The organism is Colwellia sp. SU-HH01172 (assembly GCF_057553355.1).
Window position 1 is genome coordinate 448,249 of sequence record NZ_BAAJMB010000004.1, and the last position, 16,645, is coordinate 464,893.

The 16,645-nt window shown below is 37.6% G+C and carries 19 protein-coding genes and 1 pseudogene; 13 read left to right on the forward strand and 7 right to left on the reverse strand.

From position 1 onward, the window contains the following. The first annotated feature begins 81 nt into the window (after positions 1-81). The gene (locus AC27JP_RS13440; RefSeq protein WP_487115904.1) at positions 82-972 is read left to right on the forward strand and encodes a cation diffusion facilitator family transporter; all 891 of its coding nucleotides are present in this window, start codon (positions 82-84) and stop codon (positions 970-972) included. A gap of 286 nt (positions 973-1,258) precedes the next feature. Continuing rightward, positions 1,259-1,438 (forward strand): DUF3545 family protein, encoded by a 180-nt coding sequence (locus AC27JP_RS13445; protein WP_487115906.1) that lies wholly within the window; start codon positions 1,259-1,261, stop codon positions 1,436-1,438. A 106-nt stretch (positions 1,439-1,544) separates the two neighbouring features. Here AC27JP_RS13445 and AC27JP_RS13450 read toward each other — a convergent pair whose 3' ends face one another. Further along, the gene (locus AC27JP_RS13450; protein WP_487115907.1) at positions 1,545-2,087 is read right to left on the reverse strand and encodes a helix-turn-helix domain-containing protein; all 543 of its coding nucleotides are present in this window, start codon (positions 2,085-2,087) and stop codon (positions 1,545-1,547) included. Between the two features lie 218 nt (positions 2,088-2,305). Between AC27JP_RS13450 and AC27JP_RS13455 the strand changes: the two genes are divergently transcribed. The 6 genes from AC27JP_RS13455 (at position 2,306) to AC27JP_RS13480 (ending at position 6,763) form a co-directional block, all read left to right on the forward strand. Further along, positions 2,306-2,590: a hypothetical protein gene (locus AC27JP_RS13455; RefSeq protein WP_487115909.1), complete on the forward strand. Its 285-nt coding sequence runs from the start codon at positions 2,306-2,308 to the stop codon at positions 2,588-2,590. Further along, complete coding sequence (locus AC27JP_RS13460; protein WP_487115911.1) at positions 2,591-3,028, forward strand: hypothetical protein; 438 nt, start codon at positions 2,591-2,593, stop codon at positions 3,026-3,028. A 164-nt stretch (positions 3,029-3,192) separates the two neighbouring features. Continuing rightward, on the forward strand, positions 3,193-4,548 hold the full coding sequence (locus AC27JP_RS13465) for a M20/M25/M40 family metallo-hydrolase (RefSeq protein WP_487115913.1): 1,356 nt from the start codon (positions 3,193-3,195) through the stop codon (positions 4,546-4,548). Positions 4,549-4,592: 44 nt separating this feature from the next. After that, positions 4,593-5,153 carry a GNAT family N-acetyltransferase gene (locus tag AC27JP_RS13470; protein WP_487115915.1) on the forward strand — a complete coding sequence of 187 codons (561 nt, stop codon included), beginning with the start codon at positions 4,593-4,595 and terminating at the stop codon, positions 5,151-5,153. Positions 5,154-5,196: 43 nt separating this feature from the next. Then, positions 5,197-6,180 carry an MBL fold metallo-hydrolase gene (locus tag AC27JP_RS13475; protein WP_487115917.1) on the forward strand — a complete coding sequence of 328 codons (984 nt, stop codon included), beginning with the start codon at positions 5,197-5,199 and terminating at the stop codon, positions 6,178-6,180. 142 nt (positions 6,181-6,322) lie between these two features. Next, entirely contained in the window at positions 6,323-6,763 is a 441-nt protein-coding gene (locus AC27JP_RS13480; protein ID WP_487115919.1) for an SRPBCC family protein, read from the forward strand. Between the two features lie 30 nt (positions 6,764-6,793). Here the strand turns inward: AC27JP_RS13480 and AC27JP_RS13485 are convergent, their stop codons facing one another. Next, positions 6,794-7,519 carry a hypothetical protein gene (locus AC27JP_RS13485; protein WP_487115921.1) on the reverse strand — a complete coding sequence of 242 codons (726 nt, stop codon included), beginning with the start codon at positions 7,517-7,519 and terminating at the stop codon, positions 6,794-6,796. Positions 7,520-7,795: 276 nt separating this feature from the next. Between AC27JP_RS13485 and AC27JP_RS13490 the strand changes: the two genes are divergently transcribed. From AC27JP_RS13490 to AC27JP_RS13500, 3 genes are all read left to right on the forward strand, one after another. Beyond that, complete coding sequence (locus AC27JP_RS13490) at positions 7,796-8,311, forward strand: hypothetical protein (protein ID WP_487115923.1); 516 nt, start codon at positions 7,796-7,798, stop codon at positions 8,309-8,311. Between the two features lie 172 nt (positions 8,312-8,483). After that, positions 8,484-9,182 carry a hypothetical protein gene (locus AC27JP_RS13495; protein ID WP_487115925.1) on the forward strand — a complete coding sequence of 233 codons (699 nt, stop codon included), beginning with the start codon at positions 8,484-8,486 and terminating at the stop codon, positions 9,180-9,182. Between the two features lie 178 nt (positions 9,183-9,360). Then, complete coding sequence (locus AC27JP_RS13500; protein ID WP_487115927.1) at positions 9,361-11,187, forward strand: DUF885 domain-containing protein; 1,827 nt, start codon at positions 9,361-9,363, stop codon at positions 11,185-11,187. 63 nt (positions 11,188-11,250) lie between these two features. On the opposite strand, the gene AC27JP_RS13505 is transcribed toward AC27JP_RS13500, so the two are convergent. Beyond that, a complete protein-coding gene (locus tag AC27JP_RS13505; protein ID WP_487115928.1) occupies positions 11,251-12,267 on the reverse strand; it encodes a serine hydrolase domain-containing protein in 1,017 nt (338 codons plus the stop codon). A gap of 85 nt (positions 12,268-12,352) precedes the next feature. Next, positions 12,353-13,075, reverse strand: a complete 723-nt coding sequence (locus AC27JP_RS13510; RefSeq protein WP_487115930.1) for a substrate-binding periplasmic protein — start codon at positions 13,073-13,075, stop codon at positions 12,353-12,355. Positions 13,076-13,296: 221 nt separating this feature from the next. Between AC27JP_RS13510 and AC27JP_RS13515 the strand changes: the two genes are divergently transcribed. Together AC27JP_RS13515 and AC27JP_RS13520 are read left to right on the forward strand one after the other, a co-directional pair. Next, positions 13,297-13,722: a hypothetical protein gene (locus tag AC27JP_RS13515; protein WP_487115932.1), complete on the forward strand. Its 426-nt coding sequence runs from the start codon at positions 13,297-13,299 to the stop codon at positions 13,720-13,722. A gap of 245 nt (positions 13,723-13,967) precedes the next feature. Next, entirely contained in the window at positions 13,968-14,264 is a 297-nt protein-coding gene (locus AC27JP_RS13520; RefSeq protein WP_487115934.1) for a S24 family peptidase, read from the forward strand. Between the two features lie 127 nt (positions 14,265-14,391). Here AC27JP_RS13520 and AC27JP_RS13525 read toward each other — a convergent pair whose 3' ends face one another. The 3 genes and pseudogenes from AC27JP_RS13525 to AC27JP_RS13535 form a co-directional block, all read right to left on the reverse strand. Further along, positions 14,392-14,916, reverse strand: a complete 525-nt coding sequence (locus AC27JP_RS13525; RefSeq protein WP_487115936.1) for a hypothetical protein — start codon at positions 14,914-14,916, stop codon at positions 14,392-14,394. Positions 14,917-15,268: 352 nt separating this feature from the next. Beyond that, positions 15,269-15,790, reverse strand: a complete 522-nt coding sequence (locus AC27JP_RS13530) for a methyl-accepting chemotaxis protein (protein ID WP_487115978.1) — start codon at positions 15,788-15,790, stop codon at positions 15,269-15,271. A gap of 15 nt (positions 15,791-15,805) precedes the next feature. Beyond that, positions 15,806-16,567: pseudogene (locus tag AC27JP_RS13535) on the reverse strand (PAS domain-containing protein); the annotation flags it as partial. Between the last annotated feature and the right edge of the window lie 78 nt (positions 16,568-16,645).

The window sequence follows — 16,645 nt, forward strand, 5'->3', positions numbered from 1 at the left end:
ATAACCACCATCGCGCTTTCGTTTTAACAAAAAATAATAGCCATTTCTTTTAAACGCTTTAGCTGAGAAAACAGAACTTAGATGACAACACTAACGACACATAAATCATCACAAAGACGATTACTTATTGCACTTGCCATAACGAGTGTCTTTATGTTGATACAAGTGATAGGTGCTTTTTATGCAAACTCTTTGGCGGTATATGCCGATGCGGGGCACCTTTTTGTTCATAATAGTTCGTTATTTATCGCGCTTATAGCCTCAACGTTAGCGATTAAGTTTGGCCAAACCTTTAGTGATGGCTATCGTCGATTAGAGCTTTCAGGTGGCCTGATTAACGGTATTTTATATTTACTGATCAGTTGCTGGATTCTACTGCAAGGGGCAGAAAGGTTGTTAGGCCACGAGCATCATGATGAACATGAAATTAATACCTTTGTGATGTCATCTGTTGCTTCATTAGGCTTCTTATTTCACGCAGCCTCGGCATTTGTACTTTATAAAGGTCGCAAAGACAGTGTTAACGTTTATGCGGTTTTTCTACACACCTTTTTTGATTTACTCTCGACCATAGTCACTTTTATCACCAGTGTGGTGATTCATGCCACGGGCTGGACTATTTTCGATTCATTGTCGAGCATACTGATTTCGATATTTGTACTCTTTACCGGCTCTAAATTACTCTACAAGTGTATTAAAGGATTGTTCTTTAATGGCGTTAGATTGCCTGCGTTAAAGAAAATTGAAGCGGCATTGGCTGAGGTTGAGCATATTGATAATGTGCATAATTTAATTGTTAAAAGTGACAACGGTGCTGTGATTGTTGGTGCGCATATTGTTTTAAAACATAAATGTACCTTGGAAAAGCACGATGAAATCTGTCGTTTTCAGGTAGAAAAAGTATTAAAAGAGCAATTTAATGTCGAAGAAAGCGTGTTACAGATAGAAACCGGTGGTTGTAAACATCCGTGATCTGTACCGTAAGTTTGCAAATTTATAACATAGATTTATAGGTTAATATTGCTAGCTCAAAGCTAATCACGGTATTAGCAAAGGAGACCAGCAATACTTTCTTGCTAGTATATTGATAACCCAGTTTAATTATTCTAGTTTTTACCATTCCCTCGACACCTTAATGAGGATGAACGCCATCTCTTCGTATTAAGCGGTGGAAAATTGTCATTGTCTTGTCATTTTTCCTTCAAATTATTGTCATATGGTTTTATTAATTTAAGGCAAACACCTTAAACGAGTCCTTATGATGAAAAATAAATATTGGCAAATTGAAGAATTCGAAGAGTTTGACGAACAACTAGAAATTCAAAAAAAGAAAGCGAATAAACAAAATAAGCGCAAGTGGCGTGAAATAGAAGCCTACAAAGATCGTAAACGAGAGCAGCGAGAATTAGCCTCTTATGATTGCTATTCTATCGTTTAATGCACAAGTTAAAATAATAGAGATTATCAACCATTGTAAATTTGATAATATTTAAGGGTTATTGATCTTTGTGCAATAAAATAAACAAAGCTCAATAGCCCCTAGCTTAACCTTTTCCTTTTTTACGTTTAGCAAAACCAAATAGCGTATTGGGTTGCGTCGCTGCTAATTTTGACCAAATATCGTATTTATCGCCTACTCGAATTGAGATGGAGTTGTTGTAAGCACCAAGCAACAGGAGAAAGCTACTTATGCCCATTAATTGATCAAAAGGTAATTGTAAGCTCGTTGCTCCATAAGAATAAAAAAATCCTGAAAACCAAATGGCGGCAGTGATGACTGAGCAAATCAGAAAAAAGAGTTCAATGCGTTTAAATTCCTTTCTGGTCGCTGAAAACCAGCCACTACCAATGTATAGTCTTAACCATAATGGGTACTCTTGATACCCTTCGACAATTTTATCCATTGAATATAGTTCCTGTTCAAGTATATCGACATCTTTGCCAAAGAATGTAGCCAGTGCTCTTAATGATTTAAAACCAATTCGATGACCACTTTCCACACGTTGTATTGTTCTTAAACTTAGTGCTGTTTTGTCGGCCAGTTGCTCTTGTGATAAACACTTTTGCTTTCGTAAATTTTTAATCATCTTTGCCATTCCGTAAGGTGAAGGACTATCGTACTTTATCTAATGCGCTGGCGGGTACGAAAAAATAACGCCAAATTCCCGCCAAAGTTAAATTATCTATCAATAATCTAGATTTTGTTATATAAATCTTGCCAATACATTTAGAGTTATCTTAGCTTATGCAACGACTAACATTCTTACTTTTTTGCTTGTTCATTAATCTACAAGCTTTCCCAGCCATGGCTAAAGATATTAGTGAGGTTATTAGCAAAGAAGAATTTCTGCGATACAAAGACGTTGGTGAATTTATTGACCATGCGCCGAAAGTGACAATTACCGTTCCCGCAGAGCAAGGTGATGTTGACAAATATGGTCAGGGTGTGGTGAAAACCCTAACTGGCTCAGATTGTGATCGTGATGGGAAAATGGATGATAACCCAACCTGTAATGCTGTTTATTATAAGCTTTGGCTAAAATATCGCTTGGGCAAAAATGATAATAAAAACCTTGTAGGTAAAAGCTAAATGAATAAATTTGTTACTTTAGCGGTTGTTGTCATAATGGCAGTGTTGATTTTTAATCATAAATCGTCAAATGCAGATACCTTAAAAGCTTTTACCAGTGATGGCTGTAGTGCCTTTCCTGATGGTACATTTAAACAAAAAGAGCTTTGGCTATCTTGCTGTATTCAGCATGATTACGACTATTGGCAGGGCGGCACTTATCAACAAAGGCTTGCTTCTGATCAAGCGCTAAAAAGCTGCGTGGCTAACGTTGGACAACCAAAAATAGCAGCCTTGATGCTTGCTGGTGTAAGGGTAGGCGGTTCGCCTTACTTGCCAACTAAGTTTCGCTGGGGCTATGGTTGGTCGTATCCAAGGTTTTACGGTGAATTGTCAGCACAAGAATTGAAACAAGTGCAAAAATTGAAACCTGATTTAGACAGCGTTTCGATAGATTAACCCTGACCTACAGCCAGCTTGAGATAACCACTAAAATCACTTCTTACACTAAGTATAAAAAGTAAATTTTTTAGTAACTTATAAATATTTCTTAACATTTGCCGTTTGTAATTTTCAATGTTTTAGGAGATATTAAGTTACCTTATTTTTTATGATTATATTTGATGCTGCGATTAATTGATTTATCCCTGTCTTCGTTACTTGTTATTGCTGTTTTGAGCCTAAGCAGTAATTTAAGTTATGCCAAAAACCTTTCGGTTAACAAGCTTGATTCAAATGAAGAAAAAATTGTCCAACGAGTGCAAGTGGATTTACCGTTGGCATTGCAAGAAATTGAACAAGCGGTAAACATTAATAGCGGTTCAATGAACTTGGCTGGCGTCAAGCAAGTAGGGCAGCTGGCGGAGCAACAACTGTCGGTTTTAGGTTTTGATGTGAAATGGCTTGATGGCAGTGCCTTTAATCGTGCAGGACATATTGTTGCAACACATAAAAGCCTAAACGCCGATGCCGTTAAAATATTAATGATCGGTCATCTAGATACCGTTTTTGCCAAGCATGATGACTTTCAAAAGTTTAAACGCATCAGTGAAACACAAGCTTCTGGCCCTGGTGTTGCCGATATGAAAGGCGGCAATACTATTATCATTTCTGCGCTAAGAGTATTAAAAACGCTGGGCTTACTCGACAATGTTAGTATTCAAGTGGTTTTAACCGGTGATGAAGAAAGTAGCGGTAGACCATTAAGTTTATCAAAGAAAGCTATTGTTGATGGTGCGATATGGGCTGATGTTGCGTTAGGTTTTGAAAATGGCGATAACAATATCGCAACTGGCATGGCAGCACGCCGAGGCTATGTAGGTTGGAGCTTAAATGTTTCTGGCAAGCCAGCACATTCTTCGCAAATATTTAGTGAAAAAATCGGCTTTGGTGCGATTTATGAAACCGCCAGAATTTTAGAAGCATTTCGCATAGAGTTAGCAAATGAAAAGGACTTAACTTTTAATCCTGGACTCATTGTTGGTGGTACAAAAGTTGAGGTTGATAAAGCAAAATCAACAGGTGAGGCATTTGGTAAAAGTAATGTCATCGCGCAGCAAGTAACGGTAAAAGGCGATTTACGTGCTTTGTCAAACGCCCAAGCCGCTCATGCTCAGCAAGTTATGCAAAAAATTGTCTCAAACAACTTAAACCAAACTGACGCAACTTTAGTATTTGAAGACGGCTACCCACCTATGGCATTGACTGACGGCAATAAACGTTTGCTATCGTTATACAGTCAAATTAGTCAAGACCTTGGTTATAACGAGGTTGGTATTGCAAACCCGAGAAATGCTGGTGCGGCAGATATCTCATTTGCCGCTGATCACGTTGCAATGTCACTAGATGGTTTAGGCTTAATGGGCAGTGGCGCTCACACAAAAAATGAACGAGCAGACTTAACTAGCTTAGCTAAAAATATCGAAAAAACGGCACTATTAATTTACCGTTTAGCAAATAAAACTATCGCAATTTATTAACTGCAATATTTTACTAGAAGTAATGGCACAGAAAAGGAAATAAGATGAATTGTAAGGTTATTCAGTTTAAAGATGCGACATTAGAAGATCTTGACAACATTGCCGCACTGCATGCGAAAAGTTGGCAGGAGAATTATCATCCGGTACTGTCTAAGGATTACCTAAAAGATAAAGTGTTTATCGAGCGCACCGCTGTTTGGAAAAAGCGATTAACTGAGCCAACGAGCAATCAACAGGTCATTATCGCTAAAGTTGATGGTAAGTTCGCTGGCTTTATTTCTGTTTTCGGTGCTAATCATCAAGAATACGGCACAATTATCGATAACCTGCATGTTGATTCTGCCTTCAAAGGCTGTGGAATCGGCACTCAATTATTGAACGCAGCCGCAGAGTGGGCAAATCAATACTACCAGAGTGCGCCACTTTATTTAGAAGTACTGGCTTGTAATACAAATGCTATGGGATTTTACGCATCATTGGGCGGCGAAAATATCGCCACAGGGTTTTGGCAGACGCCATGTGATAATCAAGCGAAAGAATATCTTTATAGTTGGCCGTCTGCCGAAGCTTTATGTCGCTCTGCAACAAGTAAGTTACGCGCTTAAGCTTGCTTTTTTCTAGCCGCTATAAAATGTTAAAGGGATCAACATGAAATATTTTTTAAGTTTGTTTATGGTTATTTTATTGCTGGCTTGTAGTAGTAATGATCGCGATTCCATCCGAGTCAAAGTTGATATTAGTAGCGATGATAGCAATAGCCATTTAACAGAACAAAAATGGCAGCACGGTAGTAAAGACTGTAAAAGTAATACTGAGCCAGCAATAGAGGTTTTTCGTTATCAAGCGTCGAGCTATATTTTACGACAAAATAAGTGTCAGCATTTCGAAGCGCCATTTATCTATTTGTTATTTGGAGAAAATAAGGCGTTGTTATTTGATACTGGCGCTGTTGAAAGTGCCGTTGAATTTCCTTTGTATCAAAAAGTTAATCAGCTGATACAACAATATCAAGCTGAGGCGGGCGTTAGTGAACTTGAACTATTGGTGCTGCATTCACATGGACATAGCGACCATTATGCAGGCGATAGTCAGTTTTTAAACCAAGAGAATGTTTCACTGGTATTACCGACAGAAAAAGCCCTGACGAAATTCCTTACCGCTAATCGTAATAATGCGACAGAAGAAATATCAGTCGAGTTAGGAAAACGTAAAATTATCATACTGCCAACCCCAGGACACCAAGAAGAAGCAATAACAATTTACGACCCTCAAACCCAGTGGTTATTAACTGGTGATAGTTTTTACCCAGGGGTAGTTTATGTTAAACATTGGCAAGATTACCGAACAAGTATTCAAACACTAAGTGAATTTAGTGAGCAAAATAAGATTAGTGCAGTGTTGGGGGCGCATATTGAAATGAAATCAATGGCCGGCGAACACTATGAAATTGGCACGACATTTCAACCAAATGAAGCGCCTTTGCCCTTAAGGATTGAGTTATTGCAGGCGTTAGGCAAGCAGCTAGCGCAACACCCAGAGCCAACTAAGTTAATTTTTGATGATTTTATTATTGTGCCTATGAATGGGCTGCAGCAATCGTTAAGCGATTTTGGGCGTTTTATAACACAGTAATTATTTTGTTATTTTTATGACAAAAAAGCACAGTGATAAGATCTTAGTATTATAGTTTTCGTCTACACTTTAGTTTACGTTAGGGGGCAACTATCTTTAAATTCTCCCTTCTGATAATAATGGCATCATAAAGGAAAACGCTATGTACTCTATTAGCCACCGTGTTGGTATAAAAGCCTCAGCTGAAGATGTTTATCACGCGCTTACTACAAATGAAGGAATAATGACTTGGTGGACCAATGATGTTTCTGGTGCTGGTGATGTTGGTGCCATCATTAAGTTTCGATTTAATGGTGGAGGGCCTGACTTTAAAGTCATAGATTTAGTAAAAAATAATTTGGTGCGTTGGCAACATGACGGCGATATGCCGCAAGCGTGGCAAGCGACAGAAATTTGCTTCGAAATTCAACCACAGGCAGAGCAAACATTTGTTAATTTTAGTCATTCAAATTGGAAAGAATCGTCAGATTTTATGGCCCATTGCAGCACTAAGTGGGCGGTATTTTTATTGAGTTTAAAAGACGCGTTAGAAAGCGGTGAAGGACAACCTTTCCCTCAAGACATACAAATAGATCATAACTAAACTCAGTTTGAAAATAGCGCGAATACATTATCAGCTAAATGATAAATCAAGGTACTTATTAATTTTCTCGTTATTGAGCCGTTGAGGAGCAAGTTGATCAACTATGTCCAAGGTTTGATAAACTTTACTTATGCCTATTTGGTCATCCAAGGGTAACTTTTCAAAGGCAGAGGTTTCAATGGTCTCTTTAAGCTGGGCTAATGTCGCTTGTAGTGTGCTGTTAAAGTCTGTTTCACGCTTTGCTTCTTCAACATTTGAAATAATATTTTTTGCATTTTCTAAGGCTTTAATTAATGCTGTTAGGGCGCTGCTTTCAATACCTTCTTCTGAGCTTGAGTCATCGTCGTCATCACTTTCATTATCGTCATTTTGCAGGCGCTCAAGTAAATCGCCGAGAAAGTTTGTTAAACTGACGGTTGAGTTTTCGTCACTTGAGGACTCATTTTCGGATTGAACGGCAGCGTTAGTCAGCTTTTCGTATTCATTTTTAGAAATTAATCCAAGTTGATAAACTCGCTCTTTTAATGCCTCTACATCATTAAAATCTAGTGGGTCACCGGTGAAAAATTCATTACTAATAGCGTTTATTCTTTGCGCTCTATTGGAGAGGTATAAGCTACTCTGGTTAGAGTCGGTGGTTGCAACTTTTTCGCTGTTACTCTCTTGGTGTTGCTCTATTATGCTGTCAACCTCTGAGTTACCTGTGGTTGATGTGGTATTTACCAGCGAGTTATAGGTGCTTAAGCTATTAATCATATGATGCTTTTCAAAAAATTGACGTTGTCATTATTCCTGAAAATACAGCAAAATGTAGGCCAAGCATTAACGCGTGAAGAAAAGTAGTTCATTATTTTTCGTATTTTTCCAGCATATTTATACCGCTGAATATTTTGACTACTTCTAGCTATTTTATTGCCTATTAATTCCTTGGCTATGAGATAATATTATCTTGCTTTACGTTATCTCTTAATCGCATTTATTTAGTGATGAAAACGTATATTCTCTTTGTTGATATAAAATGATCAGGCAACCATGATAAATAAAAAGTTATTGAATATTCTCCACGCACTCGATAGTCAACAGGTCTTCTTCGGTCCACAAGGGTTTCTTGTTGTAAATTCGCCAGTTGCATTAAAAGAAGCGCAATATGGTTTTGGTAAAGACGAGTCCGGTAATGATTTATCGGGTAGTAATACCGGTGACTGGCAATCTTCATGGATAATCATCGCACGAGATACTGAGCTTGGTGATCCATATTTTGTCGATGCTAGTGTCGATGAACTTCCTGTTTATACGGCATTTTTAGGCGAAGCCGGTTGGGAAACCGAGTTAGTAGCAGCATCGTTAACAGGCTTTGTAGACTGTATAAACCTATTACACCGGAATGGCGAACAAAAAGAAGCCCAGTTTGTTGCTGGTGAAAATACCATAGTTGCTGAAGCACAATTGAGCGAATTGTTGCAGCAGTTAAGTAAACATTCAGCATGTCAGCCATTTTGGCAAATGTTTTTTCGCTGTTACCAAGATTGGTTGTTAGAAGATGAATAAGCGTTATTACGCTGAATTTTATTTGAGTTGCATATCACCTCAAGCGTTAAGAGCATCAGTGCCGCTTTATGCCGATTAACTAAGTCTATTACTATTAGCCTAATGTAAATCAAGTTCTTTGATTTTAAAAAATAGTATGATGATTGTTTATAGATAAATGAATGGTTTTACAATGCAGAATACGAGTCAATTAGTTAAAAATAGAGTGATAAGTGGTGCATTATTGCTTATTGCTTCATTGTTGATTTTTGCTATTGCTGAAACAATAGAAAAGACGTTATTAACCTACGAATTGTCGTCTATGTATGTTTCCTTCTGTGCCGGGTTTATATTATTTATACCTTTGGTTAGTTTAGCCTTACACCCCTTGTTGTTTAGCGAAGTTGATCAAAAAATCAAGCAAAAATCAACTTTGTTAATGAATGTCGGCTTAGTGATGGTGGTACAAGGATTATTTTTTCTGATCTGGATCACCGACGCTATCGCTATTTATAGCATTTATGTCGATTCTAATTCCTTTTTAGCAAAAGCTTTTAATATCACCAGTAACAGTAAGGGCGATTTCAGTAAAGAATTCTATTGGATAAACTTATTGTTAGCTTGGTTGTTCGCCTATTTATCCTTGGTGGTTGGCTTATTACCTTGTTTAATTGCACGAGTAAAAAACTTTGGTGTTGTGGGTAATTTTGTTTCGGCATTTCAGTTTGCCAAAGTCAATAAGCTTGCCTTAGCCATCTATTCCTTTTTCTTAGCATTTGCCGCGGTTGTGCCATTGATGTACGCAAATTATTTATTTATTGTTTCTTTTTCGCTGACGCTATTGATAATTTTTATGAAAATATCAAATCGCTATATTTCAATGTCACGATAAAACACAATTTTATTCCGTTCTCCTGTCACTTATATTTAAATGCCATCATCACTTACTTTATTTTTTAATTCCTTTTACTTGTTGTTATGAGTTTGTTAACGTCAATGCGATAATAATAAAGTGTTACTAATAAGCTTATGATTTAAATACTTAATAAGTGACACCAGACGAGGGAATTATGGTTAAAAAAATATTTAAATGGCTGGGGATACTGTTGCTAACGGTGGTTGTCCTTGGTGGCAGTTTTGCCGCTTACGAATGGAATGCAGATAAACCGATGCGTTTTCGATCTTTTGTCGATCGAGAAGTGTTAAAAATGGCTTTTGATAGTCCTGAAACATTAACCTCATTGGGCTTTCTCGAGTCTGTTGGGATTAAAGGGCATAACGCTGAGCTCGACGATGCCAGCCTTGCTAAAGCTGATGAATTATTCGTTAAACTTAAGTCAGTACATAAAACCATGCAGTCGTATGATGATGCCAGCTTGAGTGAAGCTGATCGCCTATCAAAAGAAATTGCCATGTATTTATTAGATTTTGCTAAAGACGCTGAACAATTCCGTTATCATAACTACCCAGTGAATCAGCTGTTTGGCATACAAAATGGTTACCCAAGCTTTATGGAAGCTCAGCATCAAATTCATAATGACGATGATGTTGAAAACTATTTATCGCGTTTAACATTGGTGAAAGGTAAATTTACTCAAGAGCTGGAAGGTATCAGATTAAGAGCAGAAAAAGGTATTATTCCGCCAGCCTTTGTTATTGACCGCGTGCTAGAAGAAATGACCACGTTTGTTAATAAGCCGGTTGAGGAAAATATTCTCTATAGCTCATTAGCAAAAAAAATGGCTGAAAGTGAAGATATTACTGAGCAGCAGCAAGCTGAATTTTTGGCTCAGGCTAAAGTTAATATTACCGCCTCTGTACATCCAGCATATCAAATGTTGATAGACTACTTTACCACGTTAAAGCCACAAGCTACTGATGATGATGGTTTTTGGCGTTTACCTAATGGTGAACAAGCATATGCCAGTTCACTGAAGTTCTTTACTACCACAGATTATTCACCTCAATATATTCATGATGTTGGCCTGAAAGAAGTTGAGCGCATTCAGTCGGAAATAATGACCATACTTGCTAGCCAGAGCTATGATGTAACACACGGCTTTTCAGCGGCAATTGAAAACTTGGCTGCGCAAGAAAGCTTTTATTATGAAGACAGTGATGCCGGTCGTGCGCAAATATTGCAGGATTATCAAAAAATTCTTGATGAAATTGATGCCGGTTTAGACTCTGCCTTTAGAATTCGCCCGAATGCCGGTATGGAAGTGGTACGAATTCCTGAATTTAAAGAAAAAACTGCGCCAGGGGCTTATTATCAGCAGCCAGCAATAGATGGTAGTCGTCCGGGACGATTTTTCGCAAACTTGTATGATATTAAGGCAACACCAAAATATTCCATGCGCACTTTAGCCTATCATGAAGGTATTCCAGGACATCACTTTCAAATTGCCGTGGCAATGGAATTGGAAGGTTTGCCGTTATTTAGAATGTTTTCGCCATTTACCGCATATGTCGAAGGTTGGGCACTCTATAGTGAGTATCTCGCATGGGAAATGGGCTTTCAAGATGATCCGTTTGACAACATAGGTCGGTTGCAAGCAGAGTTATTTAGAGCGGTACGCTTAGTTGTTGATACCGGTATTCATTATAAAAAATGGACGCGCGAGCAAGCCATTGACTATATGAAGGCTAATACCGGGATGGCGCAAACTGATGTCGTTTCAGAAATTGAACGCTATATAGTTATGCCAGGACAAGCAACGTCATATAAAGTCGGCATGATGAAAATACTAGAGCTGAGAGAAAAAGCAAAAACTGCCTTAGGTACTAAATTTGATCTGCGAGACTTTCATGATGTGGTATTGAAAAATGGTGCTGTACCGCTAAATATTTTAGAGCGCTTCATCGATAGTTATATTGCTGAGACGCTTGCAAAGTAAATTTTTACTTGAGTAAGTAAAATAGTGTAAAGGCCAGTTTCTGGCCTTTTTTATTGCCCGCTACTAAAGGCTATCAAGCCATTCTTTAACTTTTCGTTGTGGCTTTAACATTTCTTTCGAATTAAAATTAGTACCAGTAAAAACCATAACTAGTTTGTGCTCAGGTATGATAAATAGGTACTGTCCGCCATTTCCCCAAGCAAATAGATATGGTTTTTGTTTACGGTTATTTGCTGTATTGTCAGAACTCAACCACCACCAATAACTATAGAAATACGGTCTTTCATAGACTTTAGTTTGCGCAGTAAAAAGTTTATCAATCCACGATTTTGCAATGACTTGTTGATTATTATAACGCCCTTGGTTGAGCACTAGTTGGCCAAATTTAGCGAGATCTTCTGCTTTCATATAAAGATGGCCGCCGGTATCGATTTCGCCATAAGGGGTCTTTGTCCATTTATAATCAGTGACGTTGAGATTTGAAAACAGTCTTTGATCAGCCCATTGCGCTAAGTTACCGTTTAACTTGTTATTTAGAATATGACCGATAACAATGGCCGCGCCAGTACAATAAGAAAAATGCTTTCCTTTTTCATGGCTTGCGGGTAATGCCAAAAAAAACTTTGGCCAGTTATTTTGCAGGTACATTTTATCTTCATTGCCAAGTGAAGAAGGAACCCAATCATCACATGCTAAGCCTGTTCTCATCGTTAATAAATCAATTATGCTTAAGTTTTGAATGGCTGGATTAGTGGTAACGGCTGTTGAAGGTAATAATGACTTAATTGCACTTTGTTCGTCAGCTATAAGCTGCTCTTGTATTGCTTGTCCCAGCAACAAAGCCGTGATTGATTTAGTTACGGAGCGCAAGTCGTGCTGTGTGTCGTTAGTATAATTGGGCGCATAACTGCTAACAAGCCGCTGATTATTTTTAATCACAATAAAGCTCGTTACCCCTTTTTCTGCACCTGTTATGACCTTTTTAGCGTATTGATTAATTTTTTGATTAAAAGCCTGCTCTGTGGCAAAACATGGCTGAACGAGTACAGCGAAAATAACGCAATATAATTTTTGCTTCATTGTTAACCTATAGTGTTTTCTATCTAGGTAACCAATTGTCATGAAAAGGTTTAAATTTTTTCAGCGTAATTTAAGGAGTAAAGAACTAGTTGGTTGATACGCAATGCTGTATTTGTTGTTGGTAAAGTTGATGAATGAGATCTGTTTTAAAAGTTTGCTTAACCGCTTTAATTAAGTCGGGTTTTAGTTTTGCAAAGTTTGAATTTTTGGCTAAATGTAAACCCCATTCTTTTTTACCGAGATAAAACGCATTTGAAAGCATATCTTGATTCATGTTCTGTTGGAGCAGTGCGTATTCTAAGCCAATTAATGAGCCAATGACGGCATCGACACGACCATGTTTTAACATGCGAATGGCTTGCTGATAACTATCAACGCTGACTTTATTTAAGCTTTTATCTTGGTCGAACTTTTTCTCAAATTGAGCATTTCTAATCACGGCAATGCGGTTAAGTGCTTGCAAATCATCGTATTGATTAATCATGTGATTGGGCTGACTCAGAATGATGATTTTCGAATAAGCAACCGGACCAATATAGTTAATGTCATGGCTGATAGAGTTGTTTTTGAATATTAGTGCTAAATCAAGCTCTGCATTTTTTAGTGAATGTAATATTCTTGCGTAAGGGTACGACACTAACTCAAGTTCTACATTAAGTTTCTCAAAAATCATTTCAAGCGCAACAACACTTGCACCAGCGCATTGTGCATTTTCGACAAAATAATTAAAGGGGGGAAATGACGGCACGCTTGCCTTTAGTTTCGTTTGAGAGGCTAGAGCAGGGGAACTAAAAATTAATAATGCCATGCATACCAACATACATTGATTAAGCAAAGAGGTTTTCACAACTATCATTATAAGCATTTGAGTTTTTCGGCATTATAAGGTTAGTGCGAGTTAAATAGCACGATATATTTTCATTCGACGACATGCCGCTCAAGATATGCTCTTTTTAAGAGTACAAAATAAACCTTGCTTACGCTAATGATAATGATTATCATTTTGATGTGTAAGTAAGGGAGTTGATTATGCATTGGCAGCATTTAATGGAAAAAGGCAATAATAGCTTTGAAAACCAGCAATGGAGAAAAGCGGAGTTGTATTACAAATCCGCATTTAGTCAATTGGAAGGGCGTTGGTTACAAGATTTTGAGTCTGAATCACTATTAATGGCGTGGATTTGTGCTTGCCATAATTTAGCGACATTGTTTGAAACCACGGCGCAGTACGAGCTTTCTATTGGTTACTTAGTCAAAGCTTATCAAGAGGCATTTAGTGTCAGCCAAAATGATAGTGCCAGTAACTCATTACGAAGCTTAGCTTTTGGGGCGTTAGGAACAAATTTACAGGCCATTTTGTCTTTTGCTAATAAATATCCCACTTGCGAACATTGCTTACAACAGCTCAATCACTTGCAGCAAACAATAACCTGCCAATCAGACGTTGCTCACTAGCAATTAAAGGGAGGTTGTTCTGGCGATGAGCTTACTTGGCTCAGCCATGGCTTTGCGAAGTAAGCTTAGTGTTGTGTTATTTTTAAGGCACTTCTTAAGCCCGTAGTGATAATGGAAAAAAAATGCTTTATTACTTGATTGATAAATTAGATGGTGTTTTCAGCTTTTCATCAGCATCAGCCTATTGTTGAGCTGGTGAGCAAGCATGTAAATTATCGTGGTAACTTTTTATTAGGGAGCGTTAAATGTTAGGCTTTACATTTTTTAAAATTAACGGCGACAGTATGTCACCTAAGATCCCAGATCAGAGCTATGTTTTATCTTGTCGTTGGTTTGCGACTTTCTTTTTAGCTGAAGGAAAAAAAATTTTGGTGCGGCATCAGCATTATGGTTTGATTGTTAAAACAGTCGCTTTAGTTGATCACCATGGTTTTATCTGGGTTAAAGGAGAAAACAATCAAAGCATGTCGATTGAGCAGTTAGGACCTATCAGTCAAAGTCAAGTTGTCGGTCGAGTACTAAGTGTTTTTTCACAGGCATAAGGGCCGATGAGTAGCGATAATTTTTGCTATTTGTCACCGTTATTTAGTAGTAAATTTTTTTCGAAATGAGCCTTTAAGCTACTGAAAGTTAAATTAATGATGTAATAGACTAACGTTTTAGTCCAATTTATTGTTCACTATCTTTGCTCTCGGCAAAGCTTTGTTTCGCAGATTTTTTAATTTCTATACTTTCTTTAATCAACTCTTCTCTCATTTTTTCTAACTCAGCAATCGCTTTTTGTTTTTCTTCTGGGCTTAAATTCTCGTTTTTAGCAATTTCTTCCATCATAGCTTCTAATTCTGCGAGCTTTTCTCGGTCAATGCCTAGTCGTTTATCGAGTATTGATTGCATCATATTAGTAAAGCGTTCATCTTTTTCAAGCACTGTGTTATCGGTTTGATTTGTCTTCAAATTGTTTGTTGCTGCTTGAGCAGAAAGTAAAGTGTTAGCTCTCTCTGGTTTTACGTAGGTAGGTGCAGGCTCATGAAATTCGTTACCATTGGTTTTTGCCATTGCCGCAGCTGATAAGGTGACTTTGTCTTGGGGCGCAGATGGTACAATATGATTACTGGTTTGCGGAAAATGTGCACTACTCGCGTTGTTCAATTTCGCCTGATTAATGATGTCGGCGTAATTGTGGTTGATCATCATAATATCTGTCCTTTTATTATCTGACGTTTTAAGTGCTAAGTCTTTGCGCTTGTGTTGCTAGGCTGCGTAGCGCTATCAAGCACATTGCAAAAGCAGAAGTTATGCCAGATATATAAATTTGCTTTAACTTTCTGATGATTAGTGGTTTTAGTCGTTGAAGCTCTTTAAGAGCTAGTAGGATTTTATGAAATAAGCAGGAAAGTTAATAAGAGAAAGCTTAGGTTTTGGCAATAAATCAATAATGCCTAACGATAATTGCCGCTTAAAGGCATGACTTTGCCGCTACTTGTTATGATAGTTGATTGAAGGCTAAGCTAAACCATAGCTATGCTCAGCCTTTTTTTCTAGTCAGTTAAGCTTTTGATAAGCCAGCTACGGTTGTTGAAACGTTAGTGGCACCCGATTGAATTTTAATCATTACTTCAGCAACTTCGGAGATCTGTATTTTGCCTTTTTCGACGAAGCTTGAAACAGCATTCATACCATCTTGAACATTGGTTGTAACCTCTTGATTATCTGAGACAACGGTTGCAATTTCATTGGTAGATTGACTTGTTCTAGAGGCAAGTTGTCTGACTTCGTCAGCAACAACGGCAAACCCTCTTCCTTGTTCTCCCGCTCTTGCAGCTTCTATCGCGGCATTTAATGCCAGTAAGTTTGTTTGGTCCGCAATTCCCTTAATTGTAGAAACTATTGCTTGAATGTTATCAGACTGCTGATTCAACTTGTTTATTTGTTCTGTCGTTTCACTGGCCTTTTCAGATATTTCATTGGAAATCTCTACCGATGAATTAAGTAAATCTGATGCTTGCTCAGTAATTTTTACCGTTTCTACTGAGGTATCGTATGCAACGACCGACGCTTCATTGACCAAAGTTTCGCGTTCTATATTTTCAGTAATATCGCTGGCAAATTTAATCACTTTTATCACCTTGTTTTGCTCATCAAATATAGGGTTATACGTGGCCTCCAACCAAAGCTCATTGCCATGTTTATCTTTACGCGGAAATTGACCGCTTTTAAATTGGCCTTGTTTTAGATCTTGCCAAAAAGATGGGTTTTGTTGATAAAATTCATGATGGCAAAAAATTTTATGATGTTTACCCTTAATACTGGCTAGGTCATATTTAACCGCATCGGTAAAATTACTATTGGCCGATATAATTTCACCGTCAGGTGTAAACTCAATAATCGCGAGCGAGCGATTTAAGGCATCATAAATAGATTGTTGAGCTATAGCGGTGTTTTTTTCTGTGGTGACGTCGGTTGCGATTTTCATCACTTTGATGACTTTATTACCTTCAACAATAGGGAAGTAGGTAGCTTCTAACCAAATTGTTTGCCCCTGTTTATTTTTTCTTTCAAAGGTTCCTTTGTTAGCTGAGCCATTACGAAGACTTTGCCAGAACTCTTTGTATTCAGATGACTTTGCATAGTTGTCTAAACACATCACAGCATGATGTTTTCCGATTACTTCGGTTTTTTGGTAACCGGCAATAGATAGAAATAGCTCATTAGCTTCGAGAATGATGCCATCCGGTGAAAACTCTATGGTAGCAACATTTGTTTTTATGGAGTTAACAATTGCTTGTAATGCGTTTAATTGATCGTGGTTTTGTTTTAATTCTGCTTTTATTTTTTTATTGAACATAATTCACCTAAGTAATGTTTATTTCATTATTACTTCCAGTAATTTTATGCTTCCCTAGCTATTTCTATATTTGACTAG

Coding starts and splice junctions, on each gene's coding strand:
- AC27JP_RS13440 (WP_487115904.1), top strand. CDS start 82: ATGACAACACTAACGACACATAAATCATCACAAAGACGATTACTTATT.
- AC27JP_RS13445 (WP_487115906.1), top strand. CDS start 1,259: ATGATGAAAAATAAATATTGGCAAATTGAAGAATTCGAAGAGTTTGAC.
- AC27JP_RS13450 (WP_487115907.1), bottom strand. CDS start 2,087: ATGATTAAAAATTTACGAAAGCAAAAGTGTTTATCACAAGAGCAACTG.
- AC27JP_RS13455 (WP_487115909.1), top strand. CDS start 2,306: ATGGCTAAAGATATTAGTGAGGTTATTAGCAAAGAAGAATTTCTGCGA.
- AC27JP_RS13460 (WP_487115911.1), top strand. CDS start 2,591: ATGAATAAATTTGTTACTTTAGCGGTTGTTGTCATAATGGCAGTGTTG.
- AC27JP_RS13465 (WP_487115913.1), top strand. CDS start 3,193: ATGCTGCGATTAATTGATTTATCCCTGTCTTCGTTACTTGTTATTGCT.
- AC27JP_RS13470 (WP_487115915.1), top strand. CDS start 4,593: ATGAATTGTAAGGTTATTCAGTTTAAAGATGCGACATTAGAAGATCTT.
- AC27JP_RS13475 (WP_487115917.1), top strand. CDS start 5,197: ATGAAATATTTTTTAAGTTTGTTTATGGTTATTTTATTGCTGGCTTGT.
- AC27JP_RS13480 (WP_487115919.1), top strand. CDS start 6,323: ATGTACTCTATTAGCCACCGTGTTGGTATAAAAGCCTCAGCTGAAGAT.
- AC27JP_RS13485 (WP_487115921.1), bottom strand. CDS start 7,519: ATGATTAATAGCTTAAGCACCTATAACTCGCTGGTAAATACCACATCA.
- AC27JP_RS13490 (WP_487115923.1), top strand. CDS start 7,796: ATGATAAATAAAAAGTTATTGAATATTCTCCACGCACTCGATAGTCAA.
- AC27JP_RS13495 (WP_487115925.1), top strand. CDS start 8,484: ATGCAGAATACGAGTCAATTAGTTAAAAATAGAGTGATAAGTGGTGCA.
- AC27JP_RS13500 (WP_487115927.1), top strand. CDS start 9,361: ATGGTTAAAAAAATATTTAAATGGCTGGGGATACTGTTGCTAACGGTG.
- AC27JP_RS13505 (WP_487115928.1), bottom strand. CDS start 12,267: ATGAAGCAAAAATTATATTGCGTTATTTTCGCTGTACTCGTTCAGCCA.
- AC27JP_RS13510 (WP_487115930.1), bottom strand. CDS start 13,075: ATGGCATTATTAATTTTTAGTTCCCCTGCTCTAGCCTCTCAAACGAAA.
- AC27JP_RS13515 (WP_487115932.1), top strand. CDS start 13,297: ATGCATTGGCAGCATTTAATGGAAAAAGGCAATAATAGCTTTGAAAAC.
- AC27JP_RS13520 (WP_487115934.1), top strand. CDS start 13,968: ATGTTAGGCTTTACATTTTTTAAAATTAACGGCGACAGTATGTCACCT.
- AC27JP_RS13525 (WP_487115936.1), bottom strand. CDS start 14,916: ATGATGATCAACCACAATTACGCCGACATCATTAATCAGGCGAAATTG.